15 protein-coding genes and 4 pseudogenes are annotated in these 16,021 nt (G+C 40.6%); 9 read left to right on the forward strand and 10 right to left on the reverse strand.

Translation table 11 applies throughout. The annotated features are described in order from the left end of the window. Window position 1: 1 nt before the first annotated feature. Window positions 2-1,152 (reverse strand): IS3 family transposase gene (locus tag ACT3S9_RS01890; protein WP_086957897.1). Its coding sequence is split into 2 segments (ribosomal slippage): window positions 2-897 and window positions 897-1,152, totalling 1,152 coding nucleotides; the frame shifts between segments, so codons are not numbered across the junction. Window positions 1,153-1,208: 56 nt separating this feature from the next. On the opposite strand from ACT3S9_RS01890, the pseudogene ACT3S9_RS01895 reads away from it, so the two are divergent. Continuing rightward, window positions 1,209-1,721, forward strand: a pseudogene (locus tag ACT3S9_RS01895) (UDP binding domain-containing protein); the annotation flags it as partial. 613 nt (window positions 1,722-2,334) lie between these two features. On the opposite strand, the gene ACT3S9_RS01900 reads toward ACT3S9_RS01895, so the two are convergent. The 4 genes and pseudogenes from ACT3S9_RS01900 to pmbA form a co-directional block, all read right to left on the reverse strand. Then, window positions 2,335-3,015, reverse strand: a complete 681-nt coding sequence (locus ACT3S9_RS01900) for an HlyD family efflux transporter periplasmic adaptor subunit (RefSeq protein ID WP_444750702.1) — start codon at window positions 3,013-3,015, stop codon at window positions 2,335-2,337. An 8-nt stretch (window positions 3,016-3,023) separates the two neighbouring features. Further along, window positions 3,024-3,491 carry a biotin/lipoyl-binding protein gene (locus ACT3S9_RS01905; protein ID WP_444750703.1) on the reverse strand — a complete coding sequence of 156 codons (468 nt, stop codon included), beginning with the start codon at window positions 3,489-3,491 and terminating at the stop codon, window positions 3,024-3,026. Between the two features lie 57 nt (window positions 3,492-3,548). Continuing rightward, window positions 3,549-3,782: pseudogene (locus ACT3S9_RS01910) on the reverse strand (IS66 family transposase zinc-finger binding domain-containing protein); the annotation flags it as partial. A 152-nt stretch (window positions 3,783-3,934) separates the two neighbouring features. Continuing rightward, window positions 3,935-5,284 (reverse strand): metalloprotease PmbA, encoded by a 1,350-nt coding sequence (gene pmbA, locus ACT3S9_RS01915; protein WP_444750704.1) that lies wholly within the window; start codon window positions 5,282-5,284, stop codon window positions 3,935-3,937. Between the two features lie 132 nt (window positions 5,285-5,416). Between pmbA and yjgA the strand changes: the two genes are divergently transcribed. The 3 genes from yjgA (at window position 5,417) to ACT3S9_RS01930 (ending at window position 8,046) form a co-directional block, all read left to right on the forward strand. Continuing rightward, entirely contained in the window at window positions 5,417-5,941 is a 525-nt protein-coding gene (yjgA, locus tag ACT3S9_RS01920; protein ID WP_441835728.1) for a ribosome biogenesis factor YjgA, read from the forward strand. Between the two features lie 103 nt (window positions 5,942-6,044). After that, window positions 6,045-6,914, forward strand: a complete 870-nt coding sequence (locus ACT3S9_RS01925; protein WP_441835727.1) for a nucleotidyltransferase family protein — start codon at window positions 6,045-6,047, stop codon at window positions 6,912-6,914. Window positions 6,915-6,972: 58 nt separating this feature from the next. Continuing rightward, the gene (locus tag ACT3S9_RS01930; RefSeq protein WP_444751099.1) at window positions 6,973-8,046 is read left to right on the forward strand and encodes a phosphotransferase enzyme family protein; all 1,074 of its coding nucleotides are present in this window, start codon (window positions 6,973-6,975) and stop codon (window positions 8,044-8,046) included. Window positions 8,047-8,117: 71 nt separating this feature from the next. Here ACT3S9_RS01930 and ACT3S9_RS01935 read toward each other — a convergent pair whose 3' ends face one another. The 3 genes and pseudogenes from ACT3S9_RS01935 to ACT3S9_RS01945 all read right to left on the reverse strand — a co-directional run bounded on the left by ACT3S9_RS01935 (window position 8,118) and on the right by ACT3S9_RS01945 (window position 9,261). Beyond that, window positions 8,118-8,543, reverse strand: coding sequence for a secondary thiamine-phosphate synthase enzyme YjbQ (locus tag ACT3S9_RS01935; RefSeq protein ID WP_441993250.1), 426 nt, complete (start codon window positions 8,541-8,543; stop codon window positions 8,118-8,120). A gap of 98 nt (window positions 8,544-8,641) precedes the next feature. Next, window positions 8,642-8,766 (reverse strand): annotated as a pseudogene (locus ACT3S9_RS01940) (chemotaxis protein CheX); the annotation flags it as partial. Between the two features lie 60 nt (window positions 8,767-8,826). Further along, complete coding sequence (locus ACT3S9_RS01945; protein ID WP_441835725.1) at window positions 8,827-9,261, reverse strand: transcriptional repressor; 435 nt, start codon at window positions 9,259-9,261, stop codon at window positions 8,827-8,829. A gap of 89 nt (window positions 9,262-9,350) precedes the next feature. On the opposite strand from ACT3S9_RS01945, the gene ACT3S9_RS01950 reads away from it, so the two are divergent. The 3 genes from ACT3S9_RS01950 to ACT3S9_RS01960 all read left to right on the forward strand — a co-directional run bounded on the left by ACT3S9_RS01950 (window position 9,351) and on the right by ACT3S9_RS01960 (window position 11,216). After that, window positions 9,351-9,971 carry a MarC family protein gene (locus ACT3S9_RS01950; protein WP_441835724.1) on the forward strand — a complete coding sequence of 207 codons (621 nt, stop codon included), beginning with the start codon at window positions 9,351-9,353 and terminating at the stop codon, window positions 9,969-9,971. 46 nt (window positions 9,972-10,017) lie between these two features. After that, window positions 10,018-10,497, forward strand: a complete 480-nt coding sequence (locus tag ACT3S9_RS01955; RefSeq protein WP_441835723.1) for a DUF721 domain-containing protein — start codon at window positions 10,018-10,020, stop codon at window positions 10,495-10,497. Between the two features lie 245 nt (window positions 10,498-10,742). Beyond that, the gene (locus tag ACT3S9_RS01960; protein ID WP_441835722.1) at window positions 10,743-11,216 is read left to right on the forward strand and encodes a peroxiredoxin; all 474 of its coding nucleotides are present in this window, start codon (window positions 10,743-10,745) and stop codon (window positions 11,214-11,216) included. An 84-nt stretch (window positions 11,217-11,300) separates the two neighbouring features. Here the strand turns inward: ACT3S9_RS01960 and ACT3S9_RS01965 are convergent. Continuing rightward, a pseudogene (locus ACT3S9_RS01965) lies at window positions 11,301-13,166 on the reverse strand (S8 family peptidase); the annotation flags it as partial. Between the two features lie 73 nt (window positions 13,167-13,239). Between ACT3S9_RS01965 and ACT3S9_RS01970 the strand changes: the two are divergent. Continuing rightward, complete coding sequence (locus tag ACT3S9_RS01970; protein ID WP_086959932.1) at window positions 13,240-14,208, forward strand: IS30 family transposase; 969 nt, start codon at window positions 13,240-13,242, stop codon at window positions 14,206-14,208. 9 nt (window positions 14,209-14,217) lie between these two features. Here the strand turns inward: ACT3S9_RS01970 and ACT3S9_RS01975 are convergent, their stop codons facing one another. After that, entirely contained in the window at window positions 14,218-14,502 is a 285-nt protein-coding gene (locus ACT3S9_RS01975) for a hypothetical protein (protein ID WP_444750705.1), read from the reverse strand. Between the two features lie 311 nt (window positions 14,503-14,813). Here ACT3S9_RS01975 and ACT3S9_RS01980 point away from each other — a divergent pair, with 311 nt between their 5' ends. Further along, the gene (locus tag ACT3S9_RS01980) at window positions 14,814-15,998 is read left to right on the forward strand and encodes an NAD(P)/FAD-dependent oxidoreductase (protein ID WP_441835720.1); all 1,185 of its coding nucleotides are present in this window, start codon (window positions 14,814-14,816) and stop codon (window positions 15,996-15,998) included. Window positions 15,999-16,021 lie beyond the last annotated feature (23 nt).

Below are 16,021 nucleotides of genomic sequence, written 5' to 3' on the forward strand. Positions count from 1 at the left end.
GTTAAGCGACATTTAGTTGTTCAAATTTCTCGGGGCTTAAATAGCCTAACGCACTATGCCTTCTCTTTTTGTTGTAATCAATTTCTATATATTCAAATACATGCTGCCTCATGGTTTCTCGGTTCATAATAGGCTCATATTGGATGGCTTCGACCTTGAGTGAATGGAAGAAGCTTTCCACACACGCATTATCCCAGCAGTTGCCTTTACGACTCATACTTTGCATTAAATGATGTTCGCTTAATAAATCACGATAAGCATGGGAAGCATATTGGCTGCCTCTATCACTATGTACAATGACATCTTTAGGTCTACCTCGGCGCCAGATAGCCATTTGCAGGGCGTCACACACCAAAGATGATGTCATGCGTGTACTCATTGACCAACCAATCACTGAGCGCGAGTACAGGTCGATAATCACAGCGAGGTAAAGCCATCCTTCGCTGGTCATTAGATACGTGATATCACCTGCCCATTTTTGGTTGGGCTTATCGGCGGTAAAGTTCTGCTCAAGTAAATTAGGGGCCACAGGTAAATTGTGTTTACTGTCGGTGGTCGACTTGAATTTACGAGCTGCTTTAGCTACTAAACCCTGACGTCCCATGCTTCTGTTGATGGTTTTTACATCATGTTTATTCCCTTGCTCCGCCAGCTCGACTTGGATACGTCTCGCACCGTCTCGCTCTTTACTGTCAACAAATACGGCTTTGACCTGAGTATCTAACATTTGCTGTTGTTGTTTGCGCTTACACACGTGCTCACATGATTTTATCCATGCATAAAACCCACTTGGCGATACACAAAGTACCTTAGCCATTCTGATAACGCTGAATGTGCTTCGGTAGCTTTGCATAAATTCAAATCGTGTTATTTTTGATTTTTCGCGAAGTAGGTGGCGGCTTTTTTTAATATGTCTAGCTCCTCTGCTTGCACCGCTAGTTGGCGTTTCAAACGAGCATTCTCGGTAGCTAACGTACTTTCTCTATCTGATGTAGATGCCTTTTTCAGAGCAGCAGTTCGCCAATAGTAAAGCTGGGACTCTGCGACACTTAATTCTCTGGCAGCTTGAGCAAAACCTACTTTACTCGCCAGCTTTAGTGCTTCTTCTTTGAATTCTTCTGAATAGGATTTACGTTTGGTCTTAGTTGTCATGTTTCACCTCTATGAGTTAGTTTACTCACTTAATGAGGTGTCCAAAACTATTGGTTCAGATCAATGGCTTAAACTCCAAACAAATTATACAGGGAGTTAGTTTAGACCCGCGTATTGGTAGTCATTATAACAACCCATCTTTTGGTTATGGCGGTTATTGCTTACCAAAAGACACTAAGCAACTGCGTGCAAATTATGCAAATGTGCCTAATAATATTATTGGCGCCATTGTTGATGCAAACACCACGCGTAAAGACTTTATTGCTGATTCGATCATTAAGCGTAACCCAAAAACGGTAGGTATATACCGATTAGTGATGAAGTCTGGTTCTGATAACTTTAGAGCCTCATCCATTCAAGGTATTATGAAGCGTATTAAAGCGAAAGGCATTGAAGTTGTGGTATATGAGCCAGTACTTGATGAAGGTGAGTTTTACCATTCTCGGGTAATTAAAGACTTTAACGAATTTAAGCAAATATCTGATGTGGTGGTTTCAAACCGTATGGTTGACGAGCTCAGCGATATTGCAGAGAAAGTTTATACACGTGATTTGTTTGGTAGTGATTAACGAATAAAGTTTTAATAAAAAGCGTTAGACATAAGAAGCTAAAGGCTAAAGTTACTTTATATTGGGAGCGTTGTGCAACTTTAAGGTTTAAAAGTGTGGCAATGCTCAGCTAATTTAGGCTGTAAGGTTTTTATTTTCTTTAACAAAGTAGAAGTTTGCTTTAAAAGTCAAACTACACGATATGCATTATCAATTACATCAAATATTGCAAACGACTATGATGAAAGGCAGCTAAAGGTTACTGTTGTTTTCTCTCTTATTTTAAAGATAGTAAACCATTTATTACTGGCTGTAATAATAACTGGGTGTTTAATTAAACCTTGCGCGGCGCAATAGCGTGTGTGACCTATACAGCATCATTGAAACTGCGAAATTGAAACTGCGAAGTCCAACGACTTAACGCCATTTGATTACATCATGCATTTCCTTTACGAGCTTTTTTAGTCTGAGGCAGAGACATTGAACGCTTATTGCCCTGGAACATCAATATCTAGGTGGAGATCCTCCAGTTAAGTTGATTAGCTCTTAACTGGAGTAGTCGAATCCATTAAACCACGTCGTAAAAGGTTGGAGCTGACATTTAGTTCAATTTCTAAAACCAAATTCAGGTTGATTAGTTTAGTTTAGCTTTTAAGAGCGGATTTAATAAGTAACTTAATACTGTACGCTTACCTCCTAACACATCGACTTTCGCAATCATGCCGGGACGAATAGGGTAGCTCTTACCATTTTTGACTAAGTTATTGCCTTGTGTAGCAATGAGGATCTGATAGAAATATTCTTTGCCCTGCGCTGTTTCTTCCTCAATGGTATCAGCACTGATTTGAACCACTTCGCCTTCGAGATCACCGTAAATAGAGAAATCATACGCGGTAATTTTGACTTTAGCTTTCATTCCTGGTGCTAAAAATGCGATGTCCTTGGGAGCTATTTTAGCTTCGATCAGCAATTGCTCGTCAATAGGTAATATGTATAGAATTGCTTCTCCGGGCTGTACCACTCCTCCGCGAGTGGTTACCAAAATATCATTTACCATTCCTTTAACAGGTGAAGTAATTTGTGTGCGTGTCAGTTGATCCTGTCGTTGAACCAATGACTCGTTCAGAGCATTGAGTTCTGCCTTTTTTTGAGTCAGTTCGGTGTACGCATCTTGCATATAATTGTTACTGACTTCGATAATCTTCCCTTTCAGATCTTCCAGTTCTTTCTCAACCTTTAATAACTCCATCTGACTGACTGACTCGGAGGAAATCATGGGTTGCAAGATACTAAGTTGATCTTCAACAATACGCATGTGTCTTTCTAATCCGGAAATTGTTTCTTGTTTGTTGTTGCGCCGAGCGGCAAATAAAGCTTGTTCGAATAAGCGGTCTTTTCGTCAATTTCTAAATCGCTAGGAAAGGTTAAAGTGGGGCTATCACGCACTTCAGCCTCCAAACGAGTGATAGATGCTAGTAATGACGATGCTTGGCTCTTCCCCTCACGATATGCTGCTAAAAAACGTGTTTTATCAAGACGAAGTAAGGGTTCGCCCTGTTTAACCAATTGTCCTTCTGAGACCAGTAGTTCTTCGACGATACCACCTTCAAGGCTTTGAATTTTCTGTAAGCGACTAGAAGGAACTACCTTACCTTCTCCACGAGTGACCTCGTCAATTTCTGCAAACGCAGCCCAAATAATGAAAATGGCAACAATCAATGTACATAACCAAAGCGCTGGGCGTGCTCCAAGAAAGCGGTTCTCATCAGACCAAGGCTTATTACGTTTCATTTTTCATCTGTCCTTGTTGTGCAAAAATAGTATCAAAATCACCCTCTGTAGTAACTCTGGCATGTTTGGTATTTTGGCTTGTTTGATACTTTTATTCGTGCCTGACTTATCACATTCACGGCAGGCGTAATTTGGGCTAATATGCTCAATGACTCTTACCTTTGGCGATATGAATACGTACTTTTGGATGATACCTTCACTTATTTTATGCAGTTCATTACCATAGCAGTCACACTGTTTGTCTTTATCGGCAATGTTATGAATCACTTGCTCACGGGGTAATTTTTTTGGTGTCTTGTGCGTCTTGATTAAAGTGGCGACCCATGTAGGGTCGCTTAAATAAGGCTGGATGGAGTAACTCTTTCACGGATAAAGCCGCTCCTATGTGGTTTATGTTACCCGTCGGAAATGGCTTTAGCCAAGAATGTGTTTAGTGTTATATCTTACGAGCCCGCTATTTGCATCTGTTCTATTAATACTGAGCCGGTTTGAATGCCGCCACGGCGTTCTATATCACCGCCTATACCTGCAACTGCTTTAAACATATCTTTTAAATTACCAGCGATGGTTATTTCGCTAACCGGGTATTGAATTTCACCATTTTCAACCCAAAAACCAGCTGCGCCACGCGAGTAATCACCTGTTACGGTGTTAACGCCTTGCCCCATTAGCTCTGTCACTAATAATCCAGTACCCATCGTTTTAAGTAAGGCGGTTAAATCGTTATGAGTTTGTTCTACGAGCCAGTTATGAATACCGCCAGCGTGGCCAGTTGGGGTCATATTCATTTTTCGCCCAGCATAGCTCGCTAATAAGTATGTGCGTAGTTCCCCGCCGCTGATAATATCGCAATCACGCGTTTTTACGCCTTCGGCATCAAAAGGAGAGGAAGCTAAACCTTTTAATAAATGCGGACGCTCGGTAATATTAACGCAGGGGTTAAATACGGGTTTGTATAGGCTATCAAGTAAAAAGCTTGATTTACGATATAATGCACCACCGCCAATGGCTGACACTAAATGGCCAAATAATGAGTTGGCGATATCAGCTCTAAAAATAACGGGCACTTTCATTGTGCCTAGCTTTTGACTATTTAGCTTGGCAAGTGTTTCGGTTGCGGCTTCAAGGCCGACTGCCGCGGCATCTTTTAAATCACTTTTCTCACGCGATATAGTATAAGCAGAGTCGCGCTGCATGTTTTCGCCTTCTTTACCAATTACCATGGTGCTAATACTATGACGAGTGCGCGGAAAACCGACTATTTGGCCGTGGCTATTACCATAAACACGTAACCCCTGGTGCGATGAAAAGCCTGCGCCATCTGAGTTTACAATTCTGTCATCGGCACTAAGTGCTGCTTGCTCTGCTTGGTGACAAAACTCCATACCTTGTTCAGGAGTTACATCCCAAGGGTGATATAAATCTAAATCAAGTGGAGCAAACTCAAGTAGCTCTTTATCAGCAATGCCATTATGTGGGTCATCAGAGGTGAACTTTGCGATATCTATGGCTTTTTCGACCACGGTGCGCAGTGTTTTAGGATTTAAATCAGCTGTTGATGCCGAGCCTTTATGGTTACCCACATACACACTTATACCTAAACCACCGTCTTGATTAAATTCTATTGTTTCAACTTCGCCCATACGGGTACTAACCGAGAGCCCCGAAGTGCTAGACATAGCGGCTTCTGCGCCTGTTGCCCCCAGTTTTTTTGCGTGCTCAAGTACTTCGGCTACGGCATCTTTTACTTGGCTAATTTGATTATAAATAGGATCTTGCTGGTGGCTGGTCATATTCTTTCCTAGGCGAATCTTGCGTGCAATTTAAGTAAATGCTAACACAGTAAACGCTTAGCATCAGCTAATATTAATCAGTAAAATAATAACGTATAATAGCTGTAGTTAACGTTATTATAAGAGTGCCCCATGGCCAAGAAAAAAGGCAAACCTGCTGAAATTGAAGAAGAAATTATCTATGTATCAAAAAGTGAACTTAAGCGCGACGCGCAAGAGTTGCATCAGTTAGGTTCTGATATCGCAAAAATGGGTAAAAAACAGCGTGAGCGTTTACCCCTTAATGACGATTTACAAGAGGCTATGGTGGTTGCTGACAAAATTAGCAACAAAAGCGATGCTTATCGTCGCCACTTAAATTACATAGCTAAAACTCTGCGTACTGTTGAAAACATCGACGAAATTAAAGCGCTTATCGATATAATGCTGAATAAAAATAATCAAGCGGAAGTGATAATTAAAAAAATTGAGCAGCTGCGTAGTGATTTAATTGAGCAGGGTGATGATTTAATTAATCAAACTATTGAGCAATACCCAACACTTGAACGACAAAAAATGCGCCAATTAGTGCGCAATGCCGCCAAAGAAGTTAAAGCTGAAAAACCAGCCAGAGGCTATAGAGAATTATTTCAGTACCTTAAAGGCGCTATCATGTAATCCATTATCAGCTTTAGTGATTTTTGAATTAGCGGTTAATACTGATAACTCAAATTAAAGCTGATAAAATATTTCTCTTAGTTAAATAACGATTCGGTTCATAATGCATAAATTAAGCTTAGTGGTGCTAGCTGGTGGGTTAGGAAGCCGTTTTGGTGGCAACAAGCAAATAGCTGAAATTCCAGGTCTTGGCTTTACTATTATGGAGCTGAGTATTACAGATGCTTACAAAGCGGGTGTGACTCAAGTTGTTTTAGTAATCAACCAAGCTGTACGAGCAGAGATTGAGCAAACCATTTTACCTCGTTTACCGGCTAACCTTGAGGTTACTTTAGTTGAGCAGCGTATTGCTGACGTACCCGCCGAGTTTAGTTATTTAGTTGCTGAACGCGCAAAGCCTTGGGGCACCGGCCATGCTTTACTTAGTGCTAAAACGCAGATAAATAACCCATTTATTGTTATAACCGCTGATGATTATTATGGTGCAAGCTCATTTAAACTGTTGAGCGAGCACTTTAAAAAACACAGTAACTGGGCAATGGTTGGCTACCCGATTCTAGATACGTTATCACTTCAAGGTGGAGTAAACCGTGGCGTGTGCCAAATCGAAAATAACTTATTGGTTGACGTGGTTGAATATTTAGCTATTCAAAATGAAAACGGTATTATTATAGGCGATAGCCCGACAAGTTCACGCAAAGTTATTTCACAAAGGGCATTAGGCTCTATGAGCTTTTGGGGGTTAACCCCTAAATTTTTTGAATTATTAACTACAGGTTTTAATGAATTCTTGCAAAAGTATGATACCGCTGCCAAAGAAGAGTATTATTTACCTAATCAAATTCAATATGCGATCAAAAATAATAATCAATCGGTTACTGTTTATACCGCTCAAGAGCCATGGTATGGAGTGACTTACAGGTCAGAGTTACAGGAAGTTGCAAGTAAACTTTATGAGTTACGCCATGGATGAAATTACACCAAAAACGCCTTTAACAGATCTCGTTGGGCAAAGTAATAGCGAAGTAGATATGAAATCAAATCTAACTGCGGTTTATTTATCACAGCAGTTCGGTCTTGGTAATGAACAAGTCAGTATGAAGCCCATTGGTAATGGCCATATAAATTGTACTATGTTGTTAAGTGCGCCTAAAAAATCGTTAGTCGTGCAAAAACTCAATACCGAAGTATTTCCGAAGCCTGAACAGTTAGTTAGTAATGCCTGCTTAATTGAACGCCACCTTAGCCGAAAATTAAAAGCTGGTCAGTATAATTTAGATATTATTCGTCATGTGCCAACCCTTAATAATAACTTTTTAGTTGAATGTGATAACGGCGTGTGGCGCGCACTCGAATTTATTGGCGGAAGTTATAGTGAAGACGTAGTAGCAAATATTTCACAAGCACAAACTGCGGCTAATGCATTTGGCCAATTTGCGGCAGCCTTAGAGGATTTTGACGCTAAACAACTTCATCATGTAATTCCTGATTTCCATAATCTTGCTATGCGTGCCAGTAAGTTTAAAGACGTTATTAAACAAGACCCTGCTAATCGTTTAGCAAGTTGCCAAGCGGATGTTGATTTTTGTTTATCGCAGTTTGATTTAATTGATGAATTGAACGCATTGCAAGGCAATGTACCTGTTAGGCCATGCCATAACGATACTAAAATCAATAATATGTTGTTTTGTAATAAATCACATGATGCAAAAGCAGTGATTGATTTAGACACTTGCATGCCAGGTTATTGGCTTTATGACTTTGGTGATATGGTGCGTACTTTCTGTTCGCCAGAGCAGGAAGACTCAACCAATCTTGATAACGTAAAAGTTCGCGAAGAGATTTTTGAAGCGATTGTAAAAGGCTATGTTGAGCCATTAAAGGGATTGATCACCGAGCAAGAAAAGCAAAGCTTTTGGTTAGGCGCTAAAGTAATGACTTTTATGATTGGCCTGCGTTTTTTAACCGATTATATTGATGGCGACAATTATTTCGCCATTAAGCATCCCAAACACAACCTACAACGGGCACAAAACCAGCTCACGTTATACCGTGATATTATAGCCAAAAAAAGCACCCTAAAAGCAATTTTAAGTGACGTCTGATACATTTCATAAAGTGCTTCGCGGCTGAAGCCGCTCCTACGAGGTTAAGGTTGTTCTTTATTAAGGCAGGCTTATACCTGCCCTTGTAAAGTAGCTATAATACGCCGAGCTGTGCCATGGTCGCGGTGTTCACCTAAATAAACCCCTTGCCATATACCAAGTGCTAAGCGGCCATTCGTGATAGGAATACTTAACTCACAACCTAATGTGCTGGTTTTAATGTGTGCGGGCATGTCGTCATCACCTTCGTAATCATGGCGATAGTAGCTTTGCCGCTCGGGTATAAAGTGGTTAAAATGACTTTCCATATCCATACGGACGGTGGGATCGGCATTTTCGTTAATTGTTAAACTAGCAGAGGTATGTTGAATAAATAAATGCAATAAACCTACCTTATAATTTTTTATTTCAGGTAGTGCAGCTATTATTTCATCATCAATAATGTGAAAACCCCGTGAGCGAGGTTTTAATTGTAGGGTTTGCTGATGCCAACTCATAGTTTATCGAAGCTTACTTCTATATTGGCGTTACCTACATCAGAAGTGAATGGACTTAAAGTTTTTGCACCGTCGGTTACCATACCTATTACTCCTTATGTGTTGCCACAAGCGATTTCATCTTTTTTTATTCTTGGCTTACCAGGCTTTAACCTGGTTTGTGCCATTGTACTAAGCACGTTTAACAAAGGTGACAAAAAAGATTGATGAATTCTACATTCATTAAATCTTTTCCCTTACTTTTGCATTGTTATGCATATTCGTTTAACTATAAACCTAACTCTTAATCTTTACACTTCCCACATTTGCCGTGTGCTTCAATTGTTTGCCCTGAAACAATAAAGCCACTTTCTGCCGCTAAACTATTTAGCTCATGAGAAATAACCGTAGAATGCAGCTCTTTTATATAACCGCAGTCATCGCAAATAAGCAGTTGCACCGGATGTATATGATCAAAGTGATGGCACAGCATAAATGCATTGGTGCTTTCAATTTTGTGGATAAATCCTAGTTCAGCTAAAAAGTCGAGTGCTCGATAAATGGTTGCAGGTTTTGCGCCCGCTTCAGTTAATTTTAACTGCTCTAATAAATCGTATGCGCCTACACCGCCTTGCGCGCTGGCAAGTAAGCGGAAAACTTTTTCACGAATAGGTGTAAACCGCGCACCGCGATTGTCGCAAACATTTTTGGCCTTACTAACGAGTGATTCTATATTCATCTTCTCTTATCCTTTACGTTACGGGGATATGGTAACATACTGTATTCTAGTTGCAGTGTTTTTATTAAGCAGCGTTTACTTGGAATATTATGAACGAATTAATTGCCATTTTTATCTTTTTTTTTGCTGTTATTGACCCTATCGGGACGGTGCCTGTATTTATAGCGGCAACCCGCGGTGATGATGAAAAGTTTAAGCGTAAAGTTGCTCTCAAGGCGGTAGCTGTTTCGGCTTTGTTGTTATTGTTTTTTGTACTTGCGGGAGAGTTTCTGCTTAACGCGATTAAAACGCCTTTATCAGCATTTCAAATTGCTGGTGGCATTGTTTTATTACTTTTTGCGCTGTCAATGATATTTGGTGAAAGTAAGCCTGAAAGTGAAATTAAAAGTGTTCGCGACAGTACCGAAACAGCCGTTTTTCCGTTAGCGATTCCTTCTATTGCTAGTCCTGGTGCAATGTTAGGTGCTGTACTGATGACTAGTAATAATGAATTTACGTGGGTTGAACAAGCGATTACCTCATCAATAATGTTAGGAGTGCTGTTAATTGTGTTGGTGCTTTTACTTTTAGCGACTCATGTTCATAAAGTAATTGGCGATAGTGGCGCAAGTATTATTAGCCGAATTATGGGATTAATATTAAGCTCAGTAGCTGTGACTAATATATTAGATGGCATCGCTCATTTTTTTGGTTTGCAAACGGTGGCTTAATAAGCTGAGTGTATTTAAGTTAAATCGTTTTTAATAGGGGAGAGTTATGGCTAAAGATAGATATGCGCCTAAGCCACTTAACGATATTATATCGGGCTTAACGGGTCGTTTAGCTTCGTACGCTGGTAAAAGCCAAGCGCTGAATAAGCCGCAAAATACCCTTGCTGATTTTTTAGGACCAAACTTGTCTAAAAAGTGTCGTGTTAGCCAATATCAAGATGGCACGTTAATGATTGAAGCGATATCAGCGCCTATTGCGCTGCGCTTAAATTACTTAAAAATGGATATTCTTTCGCACTTTCGCAGCCAAGGTATGGTGGAGTTGGCGCAAGTTAAAATTACCGCTAATCCACAAGCTACGCAACGTTTAGCACCCGAAATGGGTGTTAAAGGAGCGCAAGCGGCTGCCCCTAAAAAGCGGAAAATGAGCGAAAAAACAGCCGAACACCTCAATGCTATTGCAGCCGATGCACCGCCTTCATTAAAAGAAAAATTACAACGCTTAGCAAAGCACGCAAAAGGGTAATCATTTAAGAAGTATGTTTTAATAAATCTTTGTATAGGCGCTTGTAGGAGTGGCTTTAGTCGCGAAGAGTTTTATAATTTAAAGCTCAAGCGCAATACATTTCTTGGTTAAAACTACTTCCTACCAGGTTAATCGTGGGTGCGATTTTATATTGTGACTTTTAACTTTACCTAAAAGACATCGCGTTAATGCTTTATCCGCATTACACTGATCTATCATCGTTAACTACTCTAAGAGGAAAGAATATGATTGCTCAAGATCAAAAATTACCAGTCGCTAAATTAAGCCAGCTAACCGATGATGGTATGCAAACACACACCACGGAAGACTTATTCAGTGGCAAAAAAGTTGTGCTATTTGCAGTACCCGGTGCATTTACACCCACTTGTTCTAATGCTCATTTACCAGAATATGTGGCGCTTGCGGATAAAATAAAAGCAAAAGGTATTGATGCTATTTACTGCGTATCAGTAAACGATGCTTTTGTGATGAAAGCGTGGGGCGAAGCACAAAATGCTGAACATATAGCTATGCTAGGTGATGGCGATGCCAGTTTTACTAAAGCATTAGGGCTTGATAAAGACACTGGTGGGTTTGGTGGTATTCGCTCAGCTCGTTACGCTATGATTGTTGAGGATCAAACCGTTACTGGTTTATTTATAGAACAAGATAAAGAGTTTGCAGTGAGTCGCGCGGAAGCTATTTTAGAAAAACTATAGCCCTTAGCCTATATTTTAGCCGAACTTTCGTTCGGCTAAAATATAAAAGGGTCTAAGGAAAGTATAATTAAATAATGCCCTTATTTATGGTTGGTATTGTGCATCAAGTGTGACACCTGAAAATGTCTGATAAGCATTTAAACTTAAATGCCATGTCCCTGCTTGTGGGTTACTGAATGTACAGGCTTCTGAATTACCATTTTTATATGGACGACAATCATAGCTTGACTTAGTTGCTTGACTCCCCAATTTAACGAATAAATCTGAATCCCCTGAGCCACCAGATGTAGTCACTGTAAAGCTTGCCATTCCAGCGGGTACGTCAAGAGTAAAATGTTTCCATTGGCCTGTATTTGCGGTGATATTTTCAATTGTGGCACCGCCGGCTTGAGGGGATCCTGTCTCACCTGATGACGTTAAATTACCGATTAAACTTACGTTAGAGTAAACTTGATAAGCATTTAACATGACATGGTAAGTGCCCGCAGCGGGGTTATCGATTGAGCACACTTCGTCATTGCCATTTTTATATGGACGACAATCATAGCTTGATGTGGTTGGAGCGCTACCTGCGCGAACATATAAATCAGCATCACCTGAGCCACCGCTCATAGTAAAAGTGACATTTTTTGCGCCAGCAGGAACCTGCATGGTATAAAATGTTTTACTGTTTGTTGCGCCACTTAAGCCCGTTTTAGCTTGACCAGCAGTGAGTTCATTACCCGTTGGAGGTACTGTAGTGCCCAAAGCTGCGTTTACCGCAGCAGCTGCATCAACAATACCAGTGCCGCAGTTATCACACGCTGCAGGGAAAGAACGTGTTGTTGATTTTAAAATACTTTCAATTTCGTCAGGTGTTGCGTCAGGTTTCGCTTGCTTAATTAGCGCAGCTACACCCGCAACATGGGGAGCTGCCATTGAAGTACCTTGTGAAAAGGCGTAGCTATCACTTGAAGGTGAAGATGAACCTGAGTTGTAAGTTGATAAAACACCTTCAGAGTCATTGGCAAAGCTTTGCGCGCCGCCTGGGGCTGCAACATCAATATTATTGCCGTAGTTTGAGTAATATGCGCGGCCACCATTACGAGCAACCGATGCAACATTAATCACGCCATTACAGTTACCCGGATTATAGTTGGCTGAATTGTCATTATCGTTACCTGCTGCAATAACAACCACAGTGCCATTGTTACGTGCTTGGCTTATTGCGTTTTGGGTTGTTGAACCACATGAGCCGCTGCCGCCTAAGCTCATATTAATAACGTCAGCAGGGTTTGCATTGGCTGATGTGCCAGTGACCGAGCCGCCAGATGCCCAAATAATGCCATCTGCAATATCAGAGGTTAATCCCCCGCATTTACCCAGCACACGGACAGGAACCACTTTTGCGTCATAAGCAACGCCTGCAACACCTTCCCCATTATTGGTTACTGCAGCTACAGTACCGGCAACATGAGTGCCATGCCAGCTTGAGTTCTGTGCGCCATTATTACCACACTCTCCGGCTGTAACTGCATCACCAGGATCTTGTGCATCGCTATCACGACCATCACCGTCATTGGCAACTGACAGATCTGAAATCATATCGTAGCCCGGTAAAATATTCGCATTTAAGTCAGCATGTGGGCGGTAACCTGTATCAAGCACCGCAACTACAACACCATTGCCTGTTGCACTATTCCAAGCTGTAGGTAAATTTAAGCCGCCAGCTTGCTCATAATAATGCCATTGGTCATCAAAGCGTGGATCATTTGGTGTTGAAAAAGGTTTTAGCATTTGGTCAATTTCAATGTACTCAACGTTACCTGAGTCAATCATTTCTTGCATGAACTCTTGTGCTTGTTCTGCACTTAGCTTTTTGTCTGCACGCATAACGTGATGATTATTGAGAGCCATAGCGCGAACATATTTTGCTTTAACGTTGCTTTTTTTACTCCTAAATTCGGATAATAAGTGCAATTTCTCAGATTAGATGGCCAGCTGTTATAATTCGGCCATTTTCTCGCCAAAGGAAATTGCTTTAATGAAATATAAACAGCTGACACAAGAAGAAAGATACCAGATTTACGCGTTAATAAAAGCAGGAAATAACCAAAAGCAGATAGCTGAAGAACTAACTCGTTCACCGTCATCTATTTCTAGAGAGCTAAAACGCAATAAAGGACTTAAAGGCTATCGGCCTAACCAAGCCAATAACTTTGCTGAACAAAGACGTAAGTCATCTTTCAAAGCAAGTAAGTTAACAGAGGACGTCACTCACTGGATTAATAAATTGTTGCATGACGGACTTTCCCCTGAGCAAGTGGCAGGCCGCTTAGCTTTAGAGAAACAGGTCGTTTTACATCATGAAACAATTTATCAATATATTTACAGAGACAAGGCTCGTGGTGGCAAGCTACATAAGACACTCACTCGTGCATGTAAAAAGTATAAAAAACGCTATGGAAGCTATGATAAACGTGGACAGATAGTTAATCGAGTCAGCATTGATGAACGCCCAAGTATTGTGGATTCAAAGTCTAGGATTGGTGATTGGGAGGGCGATACAGTGATAGGTAAAGGGCGTAAAAATGCGCTTGTCACAATGGTTGAACGTAAAACGTTATATACAGTCGTTCACAGAATTGAAAGCAAGCATGCGAAAATAACAGCCGATGCGCTGATCACGTGTATGACACCATATAAAGGTAAGGTTATTACCGTGACGTTAGATAATGGAAAAGAGTTTGCTCACCATGAGCATGTTGCACAAAAATTAGAAGCTGATGTGTATTTCGCTCATCCCTATTCATCATGGGAGCGGGGCATAAATGAGAATACCAACGGCTTACTTAGACGCTTCTTCCCCAAGGGAACTGACTTTATGGCGCTAAGTGAAGCAGAGATACAGGCGGCAGTTGATAAGCTCAACCATCGGCCAAGAAAAACAAGAGGGTATAAAACCCCTCATGAATTATTTACGGGGCAATCAGAAGTTCTGGTGGCTGCATAATGATTGCACTTAATACTTGAATTCAAGACTGCTAAAGCTTTTAACAAAGCTCTGTGCTTTTTTGTTCATCATAGTAGGTTGTTGCTCTGTTGCAGAGAGCGTCATCATTTCAGGATTACTATTTTTATACTTAATAATAAACTGAGTGCCGATAGCATTTTGGCCTTCAAGCTTCGCGCTTGTTTCCATCATTGTTGTGGTTAGATTTGGATCAGCCATACCAGAAGTGGTTGCAAATAATGAACTCATTGCCAACGCAACGGCGCACTTTTTTAAGCTTTTTCTTGTTGTCATAATAATTATCCCTAGATTGTTATATGTTCTTCTAGATGAATGTCTGGAAGGAAGTAAATGTTAAGAACGTTAAAGTAACGTTTACTTATACTGGAGTTTACTTTGGTTATAACAAGATGTGTATATGGCTAAATACGCATAAATTCTGTTGCAACTTCCTTTTTTTAATATTAAAGGATTGCTTTTCTCAAACGGATAATTTTATTTATTTTGTTTTTTAGGTTTATCATTAGTGCTGACTTGTGCGAATAAACACGATGAAATAAAGAAATTTTGTTATAATCTAACAAATTTTTTGATGAGAATATTAAATGACGCAAGTAGATGTAATTGTGATCGGTGCGGGTGCCGCAGGTTTAATGTGTGCAGCACAAGCAGGGTATCGAGGACGCAATGTCACGGTGCTTGATATGGGTAAAAAACCGGGTCGTAAAATTCTCATTAGCGGTGGTGGGCGCTGTAATTTTACTAATGAAAATGCCAGTCCAGAAAACTACCTATGTGGTAATCCCCACTTTGTTAAATCGTGCTTAAGTCGTTATACCCAGCATGACTTTATCGAGCTGGTGGACAGACACGGCTTAGCTTATCACCATAAAACACTGGGCCAGTTATTTTGTGATAATAATGCACAAGATATCGTAGATATTTTATTAGCAGAGTGCGAATGGGCAAGCGTGAATGTTGCGCTTCGTAGTGAAGTGCTAAGTGTAAAAAAAATCGAAAATGGTTATCAGGTTACAACCGAACAAGAGTTATTTACTTGCAAGTCGCTGGTAATTGCATCGGGTGGCTTAACGATGCCAAAACTTGGGGCAACTCCAATTGGCTATAAAATTGCTGAGCAGTTTGGCTTAAACGTTTTACCGACTATGGCAGCACTTGTGCCTTTTACCTTACATCAGCACGATAAAGACCGCTTTGCAGGATTATCAGGTATTAGTATTCCTTGTCTTGTTAGTAGTGAAGACGGTACTCAGTTTAAAGAAAATATCCTATTTACCCATCGTGGTTTATCAGGCCCCGCAATTTTACAGATCAGTTCATTTTGGCGAGCAGGGCAGGCAGTTACTATTAACTTATTACCAGATCTTGATTTGAAAGAGCAAATAGCCCAATGGCGAGCAACCCAAGCGCAAAAATCTTTAAAAAATAGTCTCGCGACTATTTTACCAAAACGCTTTACTGAAATACTTCACGACAGCCAAGCAATTCCTGATTGCAATGTAAACCAGCTTAGTCACAGCCAAATAAATGAGCTCGCTAATTACATTCATAACTGGCAAATTAAACCTAATGGTACTGAGGGTTATCGCACGGCTGAGGTTACCTTAGGCGGCGTAGACACCGACGAGCTTAGCTCCAAAACTTTTGAAGCTAAAAAAGCTCAAGGGTTGTATTTTATTGGTGAAGTTACTGATGTGACCGGTTGGCTCGGGGGGTATAATTTTCAATATTCGTGGAGCTGTGGTTTTGCAGCAGGGCAGTATTGCTAGTAAAAATGCACAACATTAGGTTA

Origin of the sequence: Pseudoalteromonas sp. AOP31-A2-14, assembly GCF_052378035.1 — a bacterium.
Lineage (GTDB): Bacteria > Pseudomonadota > Gammaproteobacteria > Enterobacterales > Alteromonadaceae > Pseudoalteromonas.